Origin of the sequence: Arsenicicoccus bolidensis DSM 15745 (assembly GCF_000426385.1) — a bacterium.
GTDB classification, from domain to species: domain Bacteria; phylum Actinomycetota; class Actinomycetes; order Actinomycetales; family Dermatophilaceae; genus Arsenicicoccus; species Arsenicicoccus bolidensis.
Window position 1 is genome coordinate 1 of record NZ_AUFG01000029.1, and the last position, 17199, is coordinate 17199.

Sequence of the window (17199 nt, forward strand, 5' to 3'; positions counted from 1 at the left end):
ACTTCCCGACCACCGCCGACTGGTCACTTCCCGACGACCGGGGACGTCCCTCACTGACCAGTCGGCAAGATGGGTGCGAGCGGGGACAACGAGAGGCCCGGCGCCATGACCCCGATCGGGGTGGCGCCGGGCCTCTCGGCATACGGCTGGTGAATCAGCCTGGGTTGGTCACATCAGCCTGGCGAACGAAGGCCGGTCGATGCCTCTACCCCCGGTAAAGGCATCAGCCTGGCGAACGAAGGCCGGTCGATGCCTCTACCCCCGGTAAAGGCATCAGCCTGGCGAACGAAGGCCGGTCGATGCCTCTACCCCCAGTAGGTCACTTGGCGGCGACGACGTCCAGCTTGACGTTGGCCGTGACGTCCGCGTGCAGACGCACGGTCGCCTCGTAGGCGCCGAGGGTGCGGATCGCGCCCTTGACCTCGAGCTTGCGACGGTCGACCTTGGGGCCACCGGCGGAGACGATCGCCTCGACGATCTGCGCGGTGTGGACCGAGCCGTAGAGGCGGCCGGCCTCGCCGGACTTGACCGGCACCTTGTAGGCCTTGACCTCGAGACGCTGCTTGGCGTCCTTGGCCTCCTCGATCGTCTTGTGCTCGCGCGCGGCGCGGGCCTTCTGGATCGCCTCGACCTGCTTCTCGCCACCCTTGGTCCACTGGGTCGCGAGACCGCGGGGCATCAGGTAGTTGCGGGCGTAGCCGTCCTTGACCTCGACGATGTCGCCGGGGGTGCCGAGGCCGGTGACCTCGTTGGTGAGGATGAGCTTCATGTCAGTTCGTCCTTTCCCGGGCTCAGCGAGCGGAGCTCGAGTAGGGAAGCAGCGCGACCTCGCGGGCGTTCTTGACGGCCCGCGCGATGAGGCGCTGCTCCTGGACGGAGACACCGGTCACCCGGCGAGCGCGGATCTTGCCGCGGTCGGAGATGAACTTGCGCAGCAGCGCGGTGTCCTTGTAGTCGATCGTCTCGATCTTGGCGGCCTTGAGCGGGTTCGCCTTCTTCTTGGGCTTGCGCACAACGGGCTTGGCCATTGTGGGACTCCTTGGGTTTGCGATGCGTGGTGCCGCTGGCCTGGGGCAGCGGCTCAGAGTGTGTTGTCGGTATGACGGGCGCGGGGCGCCGTCACCGACGGACGTGCTCGATCCGAGCGTGGTGCGAGGTGTCCGGGCCGATCAGAACGGGGGCTCGTCGTAGGACGGCGCTCCGCCGCCCCAGCCACCCTGACCGCCAGCCGCGGGCTGACCGCCGGAGGGCTGGCCCGAGGGAGCGGCGTTGCCGCCGCCACCGGAGCCACCGCCGGTCGACCAGGGGTCGTCGCCGGAGCCGGCGTTGCCGCCGCCCCAGCCACCGCCGGAACCGGCCGCGCCACCGGCGCCACCAGCCCCGCCCTGACCGCCGCCGAAGCCGCCACCCTGACCGCCGCCACCGCGCTGGGTGCGCGTGACCTTGGCCGTGGCGTAGCGCAGCGACGGGCCGACCTCGTCGACCTGCATCTCCATGACGGAGCGCTTCTGGCCGGACTCCTTGTCCTCCCACGAGCGGGAGACCAGGCGACCGGTCACGACGACGCGCATGCCGCGCTGGAGGGACTCGGCGACGTTCTCGGCTGCCTCACGCCACACGGAGCAGCGCATGAACAGCGTCTCGCCGTCCTTCCACTCGTTGGACTGGCGGTCGAACGTGCGCGGCGTGGACGCCACGGTGAAGTTGGCGACAGCCGCACCGGACGGCGTGAACCGCAGCTCCGGGTCCTGGGTGAGGTTGCCGATGATCGTCAGCGTGGTCTCTCCGGCCATGGATCTCTCCTCGTCGAGCGGGTGGTGGATCGAGCTGTGCGAGAACGACTCAGGCGCCGGGGCGCAGGAGCTTGGTCCGCAGGATGGACTCGTTCAGACCGAGCTGGCGGTCCAGCTCCTTGGCCGTGGCGGGCTCGGCCGTGAAGTTCACGACGGCGTAGTAGGCCTCGGCGTTCTTGTTGATCTCGTAGGCCAGGCGGCGCTTGCCCCACAGGTCGACGTTGTCGACGGTGCCCTTGTCCTTGGTGATGACGGTGAGGAACTTGTCCAGCGACGGCTGGATGGTGCGCTCCTCGAGAGCGGGGTCCAGGATGATCATCAGTTCGTACTGACGCATGCGTTAACCCACCTCCTCTGGTCTCGGCGGTCACGGAGTCTCCGTGACAGGAGGGTGTGCATGACGAACGTCCGGGCGCCCGCGACAGGCGTCACGAGCACACAGACGAGCCGTCCCAGCCTACACGACCTTGAGGAGGACCTGGTCGGGGGCGTTGCCGGCGACCCCCGCCACGGGGTCGCGCTCAGGACGGCCGGGTGCCTCGCGGTCCGGCGGCTCGTCGCGGGCCCGCCGGGTGACGACCCACGCCAGCCAGAGCCAGGCGGCGATGCGGGCCACGACCAGCACCGCGAACCAGCCTGCGGGCAGGCCCCGGTCGGGGTTGGTGCGGGCCGCGATGTGCAGCCACACCCCCACGAAGTAGGTCACCTCCACGGCGGCCCAGACGAGGTGGTCGCGCCACCGCACGCCGATCAGCGCCAGCAGCGGGCAGATCCAGAGGGCGGCCTGCAGGGGCAGGCTCTTGCCCGTGACGGCGACGAGCACGACCAGCAGGAGCGCCACCTCGGCGACGGTGGGCCGCCGGGCCGTGCCCAGGGCGAAGAACGCGGCGACCACGACGGCGACCACCCAGCCGAGCCCGGCGAGCACGGACGCCAGACCGGACGGGACCGCGACGCCGAGCGACGTGATGACGTGGGTGAGGGAGCCGTAGCCCGGCGCGGCCGACGCCCACCCGGTGTAGACGTCCAGCGCCTGGGGGCCGGACAGCGCGACCACGGTGCCCACCACCGCGACGAGGGTCAGCAGGGCCACGCCCGCGGTGAGACCCCAGTCGACGACGCGCCCGGCGCGCAGGCACACCAGACCGATCGCCAGGACGAGCAGGACGGCCGTGGAGCGGCAGCTGATCGCCAGACCCAGCAGGATGCCGGCCTGCACCGCGTGCCGTCGCCCCCACGCCACGAGACCGGCCACGCCCAGCGTCACCGCGAGCAGGTCGAAGCTGACCAGGCCGGCCGTCACCACGACCGGCGACAGGGCGAGGTGCGCCACCGCCCAGCGGGTGCGGGGCTGGATCCGGACGAGGAGGCCGACGAGCAGCACGAGCAGGATGGTGAGCAGCCCGGCCCAGGCCGCGACGTAGACCTGCGCGGCGGCCAGCGTGCGCCCCTGCTCGGGGCCGCCGGGGACGAGCAGCGACAGCGCCCACATCACGACGCCGGTGCCGGCCGGCTGACCCACACCGGACCCGTGGCCGTAGGCGAAGCCCCCGTCCGCCAGGCCGCTGCTCTGGTAGACGACGGGGATGTCGGAGTAGCAGGCGTGCCAGAACTGGTCCGCCGCGCGCCAGCCCCGCGTGAGGCAGTGGCCACGCACGAGGACGGACAGGGCCATCAGCACGGTCGCCGTGCAGGACAGCACGACCACGGCGGGACGCAGACCACGGCGACCGATGGCGGCATACCGCCCGACCGGACCACCCAGCCACTCGCTGGCGGCCCGGGCCACCGGGTCCTCGCGGGTGGGCGCGACGGTGCGGGTGGGGTCGCTCAGCTGCATGCGCCCATCATGCCCGGTCCGCGTCCGGTCAGCCGGTGCCCGCGGCGGTGGTCGCCCGGCCCGCCTGGCTCGGCGAGGGCGGAGCCGGCACCGACGGCTGCTGGCGCGCCGTCCGCGTGGGGACGGACGGCTGCGTGGGCTCGCTCGGCACCGTCGGGGTGCCCTGCGTCGGGGCGTCCGACGGCTCGGGTGCCGACGAGGTGGCGGTCGCGCTCGGGCGGCTGGTCTCGCCCGTGCCGGAGGTGCTGGGCGAGTCGGAGGAGCCGTCCGGGGTCGCGGTGGACGTCGACCGCGGGCGGGTGCCGATGTTCTTGCGGCTGTCGTCGTTGACGCCGACCCGCTCGGGGAAGTCCTTCTCCTCGACGCCGTCCATCACGGTGCGCATGAACTGCGTCCAGATCGGCACGCAGTACTTGTAGCCACCGACGTTGCGCCCCAGCGGGACGTTGGTCCTGCCGTCCTCGGACGGCTTGTAGATCGCGCACCCGGCGGCCAGCTGCGGCACGTAGCCGATGAACCAGACCTCCTTGTGGTCCTCGGCGGTGCCCGTCTTGCCGGCGGCCGGACGACGCACCCGCTGGGCGTATGACGCAGTGCCCTCGGTGATCGGGTGGGTCAGGGCCTCGGTGACGTCGACCGCGACGTCCCGGTCGATGGCCTGCGTGGTGCTCGTGGACGCCGTGTAGTCGACCTCCCCGTCGGTGCTCTTGACCGAGGCGATGATGTGGGGCGTCGCGCGCTTGCCCTCGGCCGCGATCGTCGCGTAGCCGTTGGTGTTGTCCAGCACGCTCGGCGTGGCGGTGCCGAGGGTGTTGGTGAGGTTCTCCTCGACGTTGACCTTGGTGTTGTCGGGGATCCCGGCGTCGACGGCGGCCTTCTTGGTCGCGGCGGGCGTGATGGCGTTGTTGAGGCGCACGAACGCCGTGTTGACGGAGTCGGCCGCGGCCTGGCGCAGGTCGATCCAGCCGTACTGCTGGTTGAACTCGTTCTCGATCTCGTCAGAGCTGCCCGGCACCTGGTAGGGCGAGGAGCCGCTCACGCGGGACCGCGTGGAGTAGCCGTTCTGCAGGGCACCCACCAGCGTGTAGGCCTTGAACGTCGAGCCGGCCGACAGGTGCGCGTCCACCGCGTTGTTGTAGGGACGCTTGGCGAAGTCGGTGCCGCCATACAACGCCTTGATGGCCCCCGTGCCGGGCTCGATCGCCGACATGCCGGTCTGCGCACCCTCGATGTCCTCGGCGGCGCCCCGGTCGGCGATCGCCTGGATCATCGCCTCCTGGTACTTCTGGTCGACCGTCGTGACGATGCGCAGGCCGCCCTTGGCGATGTCGTCCTCGTCCAGCTTGGCCCGGGAGACGAGCTCCTTCTTGGCCAGGTCGACCAGGTAGCCGTTGGTGCCGCCGGTGATCTCGATCGGCTTGGCCTTGGCCACGGTCGGATAGACGGCCTGGGACCGCTGCTGCGTGGTGAGCCAGCCCAGCTCGACCATCGCGTCGAGGATCCACGAGACGCGCTCCTTGCTGCGCGTCAGGTTGGTCGCCGAGCGGGAGGGGTCGTAGATGGAGGGCCCGCGGATGACCGAGGCGAGCAGGGCGCCCTCGGCCGGGGTCAGCTGCGAGACGTCCTTGCCGAAGTAGGCCTTGGACGCCGTCTGGATGCCGCTCGCGCTGCGCCCGAAGTAGATGGTGTTGAGGTAGTCCTCGAGGATCTGGTCCTTGCTCCGCTGCTCGTCCAGCTTGACGGAGATGATGATCTCCTTGAGCTTGCGCTGGATGGTCTGGTCGCTGGTCAGGAAGGTGTTCTTGACGTACTGCTGCGTGATGGTCGACCCGCCCTGGGTCGCACCGCCCTCCAGCGAGACCTTGATCGCGCGGGCGATGCCGCTCGGGCTGACGCCGTTGTTGGAGTAGAAGGAGCGGTCCTCGGCGGCGAGGAAGGCCTTCTGCACGTGGTCGGGGACCTTGGACAGCGGGACGTTCTCGCGGTTGGTGCCGCCGGTCAGCCGACCCATCTCGGTCTTGCCGTCGGCGAAGTAGACGGTCGAGATCTGCGCCTGCGACGCCGGGTTGGGCTCGGGGATGTCGATCGTCGCGTAGAGGTAGGCGACGCCCGCGGCGCCGAGCGCCAGCAGCGCGACGACCGCGAGGCCGAACCAGATCAGGAAGCGAGCCCATCCGCTGCGGCGGCGACGGGGCTTGCGCACCTTGCTCGGCGGGTTGCCCCCGGGGCCGACGCCGGCTCCGGCGCCCTGGGTCGTGGCTGGGCTCACGCGATCTCCTTGAGGGTCCGAGGTGGTCGATCCCACCTCCGGTCTGCCCTCCAGTATGACGACCCATCCTGGTCCTGGCCTGGAGCATCGCCGGGACCGGGCGTGCGGTGATGGGTCCGTGCGGACGCGCGGGTCGGGGTGACAACCTGCTCACCGACATGACAAAGTGCGTCTTTGTCATGTCGGTGACGGGCGGACGGCATACGAGCTGCTCCGGCCACGTGCCCCCGGCACCCAGCCATCCCCACGAGGAGCTCCCATGCCCGAAGTGCGCGTCGCCATCGTCGGCGTCGGCAACTGCGCGACGTCCCTGATCCAGGGCGTCCACTACTACGAGGACGCCAGCCCCGAGGACACCGTCCCGGGTCTGATGCACGTCATGCTCGGCGACTACCACGTGCGCGACGTGGCGTTCGTGGCGGCGTTCGACGTCGACGACAAGAAGGTCGGCAAGGACCTGTCGGAGGCGATCAACGCCTCGGAGAACAACACGATCAAGATCTGCGACGTCCCGACGCTGGGCGTCGAGGTGCAGCGCGGGCACACGCTCGACGGGCTGGGCAAGTACTACCGCCAGACCATCGACGAGTCGACGGCCGAGCCCGTGGACGTCGTCCAGGCGCTCAAGGACGCGCGCGTCGACGTCCTCGTGTCCTACCTGCCCGTGGGGTCGGAGGACGCCGACAAGTTCTACGCCCAGTGCGCGATCGACGCGGGCGTGGCCTTCGTCAACGCGCTGCCGGTGTTCATCGCCAGCGACCCGGAGTGGGCGGCGAAGTTCGAGGCGGCCGGGGTCCCGATCATCGGCGACGACATCAAGTCGCAGGTCGGCGCCACCATCACCCACCGCGTCATGGCCAAGCTGTTCGAGGACCGCGGCGTCGCCCTCGACCGCACCTACCAGCTCAACGTCGGCGGCAACATGGACTTCAAGAACATGCTCGAGCGCGAGCGCCTGGAGTCCAAGAAGGTCAGCAAGACCCAGGCCGTCACCTCCAACCTGCACGGCTCCCTGGCGGGCAAGACGAACGACCGCAACGTCCACATCGGGCCGTCGGACTACGTCGCGTGGCTGGACGACCGCAAGTGGGCCTACGTCCGCCTCGAGGGTCGCGCGTTCGGCGACGTGCCGCTCAACCTGGAGTACAAGCTCGAGGTCTGGGACTCCCCCAACTCCGCCGGCATCATCATCGACGCCATCCGCGCCGCCAAGATCGCCCTCGACCGGGGGATCGGGGGACCGCTGCTGTCGCCGGCGGCCTACCTGATGAAGTCGCCGCCCGAGCAGCGTCCCGACGACGAGGGGCGGGAGAAGCTCGAGGCCTTCATCGCCGGGTCCGAGCCGCGCTGACGACAGGGCCCGCGTGGCGCGTCAGCGACACGCGACCATGAGGAAGCGCGGCAGTCCGGTTCCGCCGCGCTGACCACAGGGCCCGCGTGGCGCGCGTCGGGCGACCGCGGAAACCTGGGCACCGAGGACGGTGCCCAGGTTTCCGCGATCACGGTGCCCAGGTCTCCGCAGCGTCCTGTGGCGGTCGTCTCGTTCGTCGCGTGGCACCGTCGCGAGGGGTCGCGCGGTGACCAGCTGGGGTCTACGGTCGAGCCATGCAGCTGGCCGAGGAACTCCTGCTCCTGCTCACCGACGACGAGACGGGCCGGATGAGCGTGCCCGAGCGCGTGCTGGACCTGGCCGTGGCCGGGGGGGCACTCAGCGAGCTGGGGGCGATCGAGCGCGTGCGCGTCGTCGATGAGGACGAGCACGTGGTCGGGTCGTTGGGCGAACCGATCCAGGCCGGCCGCCTCGTCATCGACGACGAGCTGACCCACGACGCCGATCCGGTGCTGGACGGAGCGCTCGAGACCTTCCGCGGGATGCAGGGGCGCAAGCTCACCAACGTCCTGCCGATCATGGGTCGCTCGCTGTACCCCGTCTTGCACCGTGACCTCGAGGCCAAGGGCGTGCTGCGGCGCGAGGCACCCACCCGGCGGTCCATGATCCCCAGCACGACCTGGGTGGCCGTCGACAGCAGCCACGAGGACTCCGTGCGCACGCACCTGGCGGACGTGCTGCTGCACGACGCCGAGCCCGACGACCGCGCGCGGCACCTCATCGGTCTGCTCCACGCGATCGGCGCCCTGACCGTGGCCATGCCCGAGCTCGAGGACGACCGCGAGCGCGCGCTGCAGACGGCGCTGGAGGTGCGGTCGCTGACGGACGTGCACGGGCCGTGCGGTCGCGTCCTCGCCGCTATCGACGAGCTGACGAAAGGGCGCGCGTGACGACGGAGTCGGCACGCGACCATGAGGAAGCTCGTCCACCAGCACAGCGCTGACACGAGAGGGCGCGCGTGACGACGGAGTCGGCACGCGACCATGCGCGGAGCTAGTCGGACGGGCCTGACTCGGGCTGGGTGGTCCACCACTCCTTGAGGCGCATCGCCGCCTCCTCGCGCCCGATCATCCCCTCGTCGAGGCGGACGGCGAGCAGGTGCTTGTAGGCCCGTCCGAGCACAGGTCCGGGCCGGATCCCCAGCACCTCGGCGATCTCGTTGCCGTCGAGCTCGGGGCGGACGGCGGCGAGCTCCTCCTGCTCCTGCAGCCGCTCGATGCGCTGCTCGAGGCTGTCATAGCTGCGTCGCAACCGGGCGGCCTTGCGGACGTTGCGCGTCGTGCAGTCGGCGCGGGTGAGCAGGTGCAGGCGCGAGAGCAGCGGCCCGGCGTCGGTGACATAGCGCCGCACCGCCGAGTCAGTCCACTCGCCGTCGCCGTACCCGTGGAAGCGCAGGTGCAGCTCGATCAGCCGTGACACGGCCTTGGTCGTGTCCTTGTCTAAGCGCAGTGCCTTGAGCCGCTTGGTCGCCATACGGGCGCCCACGAGCTCGTGGTGGTTGAAGGACACGCCCCCGTCCGGCTCGAACCGGCGCGTGGCGGGCTTGCCGATGTCGTGCAGCAGCGCTGCGAGTCGCAGGACCAGGTCGGGCCGTATGACGGGCCCGCCGTCGGCCGGGGCCGCCGACCCCGGCTGCTCCGACGTCTCGCTCGCCGACGCCTCGCTCGGCGACGACTCGTCCCCAGCCGACGGCAGCGGCCGCGAGGGGAGCTCGAGGTCGATGGCCTGCGCCAGCACGGTCAGCGAGTGCTCGTAGACGTCCTTGTGCCGGTTGTGCTCGTCGACCGTGAGGCGCATCCCGGACAGCTCGGGCAGCATCACGTCGGCGAGGCCGGTGTCGGTGAGAACCTCGAGACCGGGGCGGGGGTCGGGGGTGAGCATCAGCTTGACCAGCTCGTCGCGGATCCGCTCGGCCGAGATCATCTCGAGGGACCCGGCCCGCTCGCGCAGGGCGGCCTCGACCGCGGGGTCGAGGGTCAGGCCCAGCTGGGACACGAAGCGCGCCGCCCGCATCATCCGCAACGGGTCGTCGCCGAAGGACTCGGCCGGCGTCCCCGGCGTGCGCAGCAGGCCACGCGCGAGGTCGCCGAGGCCGTCGTGCGGGTCGACGAAGGTCAGGTCGGGCAGCCGCAGCGCCATCGCGTTGACGGTGAAGTCGCGACGGACGAGGTCGTCCTCGAGCCGGTCGCCGTAGGACACCTCGGGCTTGCGGCTGGTGCGGTCGTAGGCGTCCTTGCGGTAGGTCGTGATCTCGACCTGCCAGCCGTCCTTGCGCGCCCCGATGGTGCCGAACGCCCGCCCGACGTCCCACAGGGCGTCGCCCCAGCCCCGGAGCAGCCGCTCGGTCTCCTCGGGGCGGGCGTCGGTGGTGAGGTCGAGGTCCACGGAGTCGCGGCCGAGGAGCGCGTCGCGCACCGGGCCGCCGACGAGGGCCAGCTCGTGCCCGGCGCCCCCGAACCTCTCGCCCAGCTCGGTCAGGAGGCCGGTGACGGGCGCGAGCCGACGCGCCGCGGCGGCGAGCAGCTCGTCGGTGGTGGGGTGGGTGGTTCCAGGCACAGTTCCCCACCTTAGAAGACCGAGGGGGCCGACGTGGCACCGCGACCGACCGCAGCAGGTCTCGTTAGAGTGCTCAGGTGACCACTCCCCATCCGACCAGCCCGGCAGCGCGCTTCCCGCGTCGACTGCCTGCGGTGGAGGAGGTCTCGGCGGGTGGTGTGATCGTGCGGGTCGAGCGAGGTCTGGCGGAGCTGGCGATCATCGCGCGCCGCAACCGGGCCGGCCGCGTCGAGTGGTGCCTGCCCAAGGGCCACATCGAGGGCACCGAGACGCTCGAGGAGACCGCGGTCCGCGAGGTGGCGGAGGAGACCGGCATCGAGGGGCGGGTCATCGCCTCCCTGGGGTCCATCGACTACTGGTTCACCACCTCGGCCTCCCGCGTCCACAAGGTCGTCCACCACTATCTCCTCGAGGCGCTCGGTGGGCACCTGACGATCGAGAACGACCCCGACGCCGAGGCGATCGACGTCGCCTGGGTGCGCCTGGGCGACAACACGACCGAGCTGACCTTTCCCAACGAGAGGCGCATCGCCGCGGCAGCCTGGCAGCGCCTCGCGGGGGACCGGTGACCGGTCGGCTGGCTCGCGCCGGCGCGGCGGCTGTCGCCGCCTTCTCCCTGCTCGGCGGTATGCCGGGGGCGGCCGCCGCAACGCCGGATCGCTCTGTCGCCGCAGCCCCCGCACCCGCAGCCCGCCCCGGCGCGGGGGTACCGGACATCGCCGTGGCTGCGGCGCCGGAGGCTGCCGCGCCAGACGCCACGGTGCCTGGGCTCACCGTGCGGCTCGACGAGCTGTCGCCGGCCGTCGTCCGCCCCGACCAGGACGTCACGGTCCGGGTGACCGTCTCGTCCACGAGCTCTGGGGCGAGCGGGCCGCTGTCCGCCCGCGTGCTGCTGGGCGGCACGCCCTTCTCCCAACGACAGGCGCTGTCCGCGTGGCTGCACGACGCCCAGCCCCGCTCCCTGACCACGCGCGAGGTGGTGAGCCAGCCCATCGCCGCAGGGGTCGCCGCCCAGGGCACGACGTCGGTCACGCTGACCGTGCCCCGCGCAGCCCTGCGGCGCGGCACGCCGTTCGGGACCTACCCGCTGGCCGTCGAGGTGCGCAGCGGCAGCGACCGCGTGGCCCTGGCCCGCTCCGTGCTGCCCTGGGTCGGCGCCGACCAGGAGTACGAACCCCTCCGCCTCGCCTGGATCGCTCCCCTCACCCTCCCGGCCCGGCGCGACCTGTTCGCCGGCAGCGTCGACGAGGTGGGGCAGGCCTGGTCGCAGACCGTCGGCACGGGTGGCCTCCTGCGGCAGCGCCTGGACGCCGCGGTCGGCACACCCGTGACCTGGATGGTCGACCCGGCCGTCCTGACGCCCCCGAGCGCCACCGGTGGCCCCGTGACCGCGACCCCGCAGACGCCTGCGGCCACGACCTCCCCGAGCACGTCCCCCACGGCCTCGGGCGCCGCGTCAGCAGCCACGACCCCTGCTGCCACGACCCCTGCTGGGGGAGGCTCGACCTCCCCCGCGAGCCCGCCCACCGGCAGCTCCACGGCGTCGGCGGCGTCGTCGGCGTCGTCGGCATCCCCGTCGTCCACGCCCGCGAACCCTTCCGCTCCCGCGCAGACCCCCACCGCGCCGAGCGATCCGTTGGCCGCCGCCAGGACCGACGCGGACGCGCTCACCGCCCGCCTCGAGGCGCTCGGGGACGACCAGCCCGTCTGGTCGCTGCCCACCGGGGACCCCGACACCGCCGCGCTGCTCCGCGCCGGGCCCGATCCCGCGCTCAGTGCCGTCGTCTGGCCTGCGGGCACCAATCCCCTCACCAGGGCCGTCGGGCGCTCCGTCACCGACTCGATCGCCTGGCCGGCCGACGGCTCCTGGGCCGAGGGTCGGACCACCGCGTGGACCCGCACCACCGGTGGCTCGGCCCCCACGGCCGCCGTGGTGTCCACCGACGCGGTGGCCCCGCAGCGTCAGACCACGCCGGGAGCCGCGCAGCGCAGCCCGGACGGCACGCCGCTGCTCGCCTACGACGAGCGCCTCAGCGAGGTCACCGCGGGCGACCCCTCGTCCTCGGACACCCAGATGGTGCAGGAGTTCCTCGGCCAGTCGCTCACGCTGCTCGGCGAGCTCCCCGGCACGCGCCGCACGGCGCTGGTGGCCGTCCCGCGCCGCACCGCCCTGTCCGGACCGGCGCTGCGGCGGCTCTGGTCGGCCACGGCCTCGGCGCCGTGGCTGCGGCAGGTCGACGTGAGCAGCATCCTGGGGCAGGGCGCTCAGGCCAGGCAGGGGATCCAGGGCAGCCAGAGTGTCGCCACGACCACCGAGCCCTCGCGCCCCGCCTCTCCGCTGGACGGCCCGGCGGTGGACGAGCTCGAGTCGGACCTCGCGACGGTCAACGGGTTGCGCCGCATCCTGCCGGCCGACGCCCCCGGCGCCCGGGCCTGGACCGCCGCGATCCAGCAGCTGACCTCGGCCCGGTGGCGGGGTGGTTCGCAGGCCTGGACGCAGCTGCGAGGGGCGGTCGACGGATCCATCGACGCCGCGGCCCACGGGGTGCAGGTTCGCCCGAGCACGATCAACTTCCTGGCGGACTCCGGCACCATCCAGATCACCGTCAACAACACCCTCCCGTATGCCGTCCACGACGTCCGTCTCGAGCTGGTCCCCGGCAGTCCCAAGCTGCGGGTCACGCAGAGCACCAAGACGCTCACCATCGCCGCGGGCAGCCGCACGACCATCCAGGTCGAGGTCACGGCGCTCGGCGCCGGCACCGTCCCCCTGGAGGCGCGCCTGTCCACACCGGACGGCGTGGCCCTGGGCTCGGCGACCACCGTGGACATGAACGTCCGCCCGACCAGCGTGTGGGTGTTCGCCCTCGTCGCCGGTATCGTCGGCCTGATCCTCGTGCTCGGCCTCGCCCGCTCCCTGCGCCGTGGCCCCACCCGCGCCGAGCGCGAGCTCGGCGACCACGACGCGGTGGCCGACGCCGTGCTCGGCGCCACCCGCCCTGCCGGGGGCGACCGACCTGGCGGCGCTGACCGACCCGACAGCAGCGACAAGGACTCCTGATGAGCAGCACACGGCACGGCGCACCCCCACCCGGGGACGGCGTGGTCCAGGAGCAGAGCGTCCGGCGGGCCAGCGCCCTCATGGCCGCGGGCTCGATCGTCTCGCGCCCCCTCGGCCTCGTCCGGCAGCTCATGCTGGTGGCCTGCCTGGGCGTGACCGGCGCGACGGCCGACGCGTTCAACACCGCCAACCAGCTGCCCAACATCATCTACATGCTGCTGTCCGGCGGCCTGCTCACCGCGGTGCTCATCCCCCAGATCACCAAGGCGATGAAGCGGGAGGACGGCGGGCAGGAGGTCATCGACCGCCTGCTGACCATCTGCATCGGCGCCATCCTGGTCGTCACGGTGCTGGCGACGCTGCTCGCCTCCCCGCTCGTCACGATCTACCGCATCTCTCCCGCCACGCGCGAGCTCGCGACGGCGTTCGCGATCATCTGCCTGCCGCAGATCTTCTTCTACGGCCTGTATGCCGTCCTCGGCCAGGTCCTCAACGCGCGGGGGCGCTACGCGTCGTTCATGTGGACGCCCGTGCTCGCCAACCTCGTGCAGATCGCGGGCATGGCCGTCTTCCTCCAGCGCTACGCGCACGCGGCACCCCCTGACGCCTGGACCCCCGAGATGGTCTGGCTGCTGGCGGGCACGAGCACCGCCGGCATCGCGCTGCAGGCCCTCGCGCTGGTCCCCGACCTGCGGGCGAGCGGCTTCCGCTGGCGTCCCCGCTGGGGCTTCCGCGGCTACGGCTTCCGGTCGGCCTCCACGATGGCGGGCTGGGCGTTCGCCGCCCTCGTCGTGGCGCAGCTCGGCGGCTACGCGTGCGCCGCCGTCATGAACACCGTCGCCGGCTGGGCCCAGCACGACGGCCGGCAGGTCGCCGGCATCACCGTCTACCAGCTCGCCTTCCTCGTCTTCATGCTCCCGCACGGGATCATCACCACGTCGATCCTGACGGCCATCTACCCGCGGATGTCGCGCGCGGCCCACGACAGCGCGACCGGCGACCTGCGCCGCCTGCTGACCCGTGGTCTGACCCTGCCGTCCGTGGCCCTCGTCCCCATCACGGCCGCGGCGATCCCGCTGGCGGTGCCGGGCATGGCGATGGTGCCCCGGGTCAGCGGGGACGCCCTCAGCGAGACGGCCCTCGTCTTCGCGATCATGATCCTGGGCCTGATCCCGTTCGGCTGGACCACCCTGCAGCAGCGCTTCTTCTTCGCCCTCGAGGACGGTCGCACCAACCTGCACCTCCAGATCCTGCTCACCGCGATCCAGATCACGCTCGCGCTGCTGGCGCTCGTCGGACCCCGTGACCACGTCGTCGCCCTGATCGCGGCCGGCCAGACCCTGGGCAACCTCGCGGCAGCGGTGGCCTTCGTGGTGATCGCCCAGCGCCGCGTCGGCGGCCTGCCCCTGCGGCACGTGCTGCGCCTGCACGTCCGACTGGTGCTCGTCTCCGCCCTCGCCGCCCTCGCCACGTGGGGTGCGGTGGTGGGGCTGTCCGAGCTGCTCGGCACCTCCCGCCTCGACCACCTCGTGCAGCTGCTCGTCGGCGGCGTCCTGTTCGTCCTGGCCTTCCTCGGCCTCGCCCGCGTCTTTCACATCCGCGAGGTGGACGACCTGCTCGGACCGGTCGCCGCGCGGCTGCGTCGCCGGACCGGAGCCGCCCTCAGCGCCTAGGATGCGATGAGCACGACCGGCCAGCCCCAGGGGGACGCGATGCGGGTCACGCAGGACGACGAGAGGGAGTGACGGATGCCGGCAGTCGGACCGGGCACGTCGATCGGGGGGCGCTACCACCTGCGGCAGCGCCTCGAGCGCACGGACCGCGTGGAGCGGTGGGAGGCCGACGACACGACCTTCGGTCGCCGCGTCGTCGTGACCGTGCTCGACGCCGACGACCCAGCCGCCGAGGCCGCTCTGGACGCCGCCCGCCGCGCGTCCGCGCTCACCGACCCGCGCCTCCTGCCGATCCTCGACGCCGGTCGCGAGGGCGACCTGGTCCACGTCGTCGAGGCGGAGGTCCAGGGCAGCACCCTCACCGAGCTGCTGCGGGACGGCGGCCTCCCGGCCCCCGAGGCGCGTCGGATCGTGCTCGAGGTGGCCGAGGTCCTCGACCGGGCCCGCGGCCGTGGCCTGCACCACCTCGCCCTGACCCCCGACGACGTGCTCCGCGGCCGCGACGGAAGCGTCCGGCTGCGGGGGCTGGCCGTCCAGGCCGCGCTCCTCGGCCGCGACGGCGACAGCGACCAGGCCGCGTCCCGCACCGACGCGCTCGGCCTCGCGGCCCTCCTGCACGCGGCGACCACCGCCACCTGGCCCGGCAAGGACGCGACCTCGCTGCAGGCGACCCCCGTCGTGGCCGGCGCACCGGCCCCGCCGTCCGAGCTCGTCGCCGCCGTCCCGGACGACATCGAGGACCTGGTCCGGCGTGCCCTCGGCCGCGCTCGCGGGACGGACGACCAGCCTCAGGACCCCGGTGCCGTCGCCGATGCGCTGCGCCCGGCCACGCTCCCCGCGCCGTCACCCGGCTCCACCGGCACCTCCGACCGCTTTCCCGCGGATCCACCCACCTCGGACCCGTCCGCCGGCGACCGCTCCGGCCCGGTCACCGCAGCCACGAGCGACACCTCAGGCACCACGAGCCCCGCCGACGCCGCGAGCAGCTCAGGGGTCGCGAGCACGGCCGGGGTGATGGGCGGTGCTGGAGGCGCAGGGGCGGCCACCGGCAGCACGCCCCACCGCCTCGCGGACGACCTGCGCAAGGACGTCGAGCACGTGCCCTCCCGCGCCGAGGCCGCCGCGATCGCCGCCGCCGGGGCCACCGCGGCCGGGGCCAAGGCGGCTGCCCGGCGGGTCGGCGACCTGGTCGACGGCGCCTCCCGGCGGGCCGAGGACCGTCGCCGCGAGCGTGAGACGCGGCGCCTCGAGACCCAGCCCGCCCGCGTGCCCCTGTCGACGCTGGCGGACGAGCGCCCCCGCCGCGCCGAGCCCGTCGCCCCGATCTTCGTCAACGACGTGCCCACCGGCACCCCCTCGCGACGTCAGGCCAACTTCGTCCTGGCCCTGCTCGCCGCCCTCGTGGTGCTGGGCCTGGTGCTCGGCGTCGTCGGCGTCATGTCCATGGTCAACAACATCCAGCGCCAGCTCGACGCACCTCCGGTCGGCCGCACCTACACCGTGACGGCGCCGGCGGTCACCATCACCAAGGGCGCCGACGGCACCGTGACGACCAAGCCGGCGGCCCCCACCCGAGCACCGGGCGCCCCGATTGCCGTGGTGGGCGTGACGGCATACGACCCCGAGGGCCAGGACCACGCGGAGAACAACGACACGGTCGGCAACGTCCACGACGGGGACACGGCGACCTACTGGCGCAGCCAGCGCTACAAGACCGACGCGTTCGGCAACCTCAAGTCGGGGGTCGGCCTCGCGGTCTACCTCGGGGACGCCCACTCGGACGTCTCCCAGATCAAGCTCACGCTGCCCGACTCGGCCGGCGAGGACCTGACCGTCTACGGCAGCGACACCCCGACCAAGGACGGGGCGGCCGTGCTGGGCACCGCCAAGGGCGCCAGGGGCGAGGTCACGATCACGGTGCCGGCGGGCCAGGGCAAGCGCCCCTACATCGTCGTCTGGTTCACCAACAGCCCGAGGATGTTCGGCGGCAACTACGCCGCGCTCTCCGAGATCAGCCTGTCCTGACATGATCGCCGTCCTCGACCTCGCCGCGGCCGACGACCGTGCGCTCATGGCGGCGCACAACGACGGGGACCCCCACGCCTTCGGCGAGCTCTACCGCCGGCACCGCGACCGCATGTGGGCCGTGGCCATGCGCACCTGCTCCGACCGGGAGCTGGCGGCCGACGCCGTGCAGGACGCCTTCATCGCCGCGTTCCGTCGGTCGGCGTCCTACCGCGGCGAGGCCGCCGTCACCACCTGGCTGCACCGCATCGTGGTCAACGCCTGCCTCGACCGGCTGCGACGCGTCCGGCCGACCTCCGAGCTGCCGGAGTACGACCTCGCGGACGGTCGCGACGAGCATGCCTCTCTCGAGGTCCAGCTCGACGTCCGGCAGGCCCTCGCCAAGCTCCCCGAGGGACAGCGGCTGGCGCTGGTCCTGGTCGACATGCAGGGACTCAGCGTCGCCGAGGCCGCCCAGGTCCTCGACGTCGCGGAGGGCACCATCAAGTCCCGGTGCGCCCGTGGCCGGGCCGCCATGGCCGAGATCCTCGGGCTGCGACGAGCGGGCACATGACCGCCCCCACGTCCGCGGTCCGCCTGCGTGACCGCCGGG

14 protein-coding genes are annotated in these 17199 nt (G+C 72.5%); 7 read left to right on the forward strand and 7 right to left on the reverse strand.

Translation table 11 applies throughout. The features are described from left to right. Positions 1 to 319: 319 nt before the first annotated feature. The 6 genes from rplI to K313_RS0114235 form a co-directional block, all read right to left on the reverse strand. Positions 320 to 769 (reverse strand): 50S ribosomal protein L9, encoded by a 450-nt coding sequence (gene rplI, locus K313_RS0114210; RefSeq protein ID WP_029212167.1) that lies wholly within the window; start codon positions 767 to 769, stop codon positions 320 to 322. Positions 770 to 791: 22 nt separating this feature from the next. Continuing rightward, positions 792 to 1028: a 30S ribosomal protein S18 gene (rpsR, locus tag K313_RS0114215; RefSeq protein ID WP_019286881.1), complete on the reverse strand. Its 237-nt coding sequence runs from the start codon at positions 1026 to 1028 to the stop codon at positions 792 to 794. Positions 1029 to 1169: 141 nt separating this feature from the next. Next, positions 1170 to 1793, reverse strand: coding sequence for a single-stranded DNA-binding protein (locus tag K313_RS0114220; RefSeq protein WP_029212168.1), 624 nt, complete (start codon positions 1791 to 1793; stop codon positions 1170 to 1172). Between the two features lie 49 nt (positions 1794 to 1842). After that, a complete protein-coding gene (gene rpsF, locus K313_RS0114225; protein WP_019286883.1) occupies positions 1843 to 2130 on the reverse strand; it encodes a 30S ribosomal protein S6 in 288 nt (95 codons plus the stop codon). 120 nt (positions 2131 to 2250) lie between these two features. Next, on the reverse strand, positions 2251 to 3633 hold the full coding sequence (locus K313_RS0114230; protein WP_029212169.1) for a glycosyltransferase family 87 protein: 1383 nt from the start codon (positions 3631 to 3633) through the stop codon (positions 2251 to 2253). A 28-nt stretch (positions 3634 to 3661) separates the two neighbouring features. Then, entirely contained in the window at positions 3662 to 5902 is a 2241-nt protein-coding gene (locus tag K313_RS0114235; protein WP_029212170.1) for a transglycosylase domain-containing protein, read from the reverse strand. A gap of 259 nt (positions 5903 to 6161) precedes the next feature. On the opposite strand from K313_RS0114235, the gene K313_RS0114240 reads away from it, so the two are divergent. Both K313_RS0114240 and K313_RS22530 read left to right on the forward strand, forming a co-directional pair. Next, a complete protein-coding gene (locus tag K313_RS0114240; RefSeq protein ID WP_029212171.1) occupies positions 6162 to 7253 on the forward strand; it encodes an inositol-3-phosphate synthase in 1092 nt (363 codons plus the stop codon). Between the two features lie 254 nt (positions 7254 to 7507). Then, the gene (locus K313_RS22530; RefSeq protein ID WP_029212172.1) at positions 7508 to 8182 is read left to right on the forward strand and encodes a GOLPH3/VPS74 family protein; all 675 of its coding nucleotides are present in this window, start codon (positions 7508 to 7510) and stop codon (positions 8180 to 8182) included. 103 nt (positions 8183 to 8285) lie between these two features. On the opposite strand, the gene K313_RS0114250 is transcribed toward K313_RS22530, so the two are convergent. Next, positions 8286 to 9848: a tRNA nucleotidyltransferase/poly(A) polymerase-related protein gene (locus tag K313_RS0114250; protein WP_029212173.1), complete on the reverse strand. Its 1563-nt coding sequence runs from the start codon at positions 9846 to 9848 to the stop codon at positions 8286 to 8288. 77 nt (positions 9849 to 9925) lie between these two features. On the opposite strand from K313_RS0114250, the gene K313_RS0114255 reads away from it, so the two are divergent. From K313_RS0114255 to sigM, 5 genes are all read left to right on the forward strand, one after another. Continuing rightward, positions 9926 to 10417 carry an NUDIX hydrolase gene (locus K313_RS0114255; RefSeq protein ID WP_034253333.1) on the forward strand — a complete coding sequence of 164 codons (492 nt, stop codon included), beginning with the start codon at positions 9926 to 9928 and terminating at the stop codon, positions 10415 to 10417. Continuing rightward, positions 10414 to 12909, forward strand: coding sequence for a DUF6049 family protein (locus K313_RS21245; RefSeq protein ID WP_156911409.1), 2496 nt, complete (start codon positions 10414 to 10416; stop codon positions 12907 to 12909). The genes K313_RS0114255 and K313_RS21245 overlap by 4 nt, the downstream gene beginning before the upstream one ends. Beyond that, complete coding sequence (murJ, locus tag K313_RS21250; RefSeq protein ID WP_051274153.1) at positions 12909 to 14582, forward strand: murein biosynthesis integral membrane protein MurJ; 1674 nt, start codon at positions 12909 to 12911, stop codon at positions 14580 to 14582. The genes K313_RS21245 and murJ overlap by 1 nt, the downstream gene beginning before the upstream one ends. A gap of 75 nt (positions 14583 to 14657) precedes the next feature. After that, positions 14658 to 16607: a protein kinase family protein gene (locus tag K313_RS0114280; RefSeq protein WP_029212177.1), complete on the forward strand. Its 1950-nt coding sequence runs from the start codon at positions 14658 to 14660 to the stop codon at positions 16605 to 16607. Between the two features lies 1 nt (position 16608). Next, entirely contained in the window at positions 16609 to 17160 is a 552-nt protein-coding gene (gene sigM, locus K313_RS0114285) for an RNA polymerase sigma factor SigM (protein WP_029212178.1), read from the forward strand. Positions 17161 to 17199: the final 39 nt, after the last annotated feature.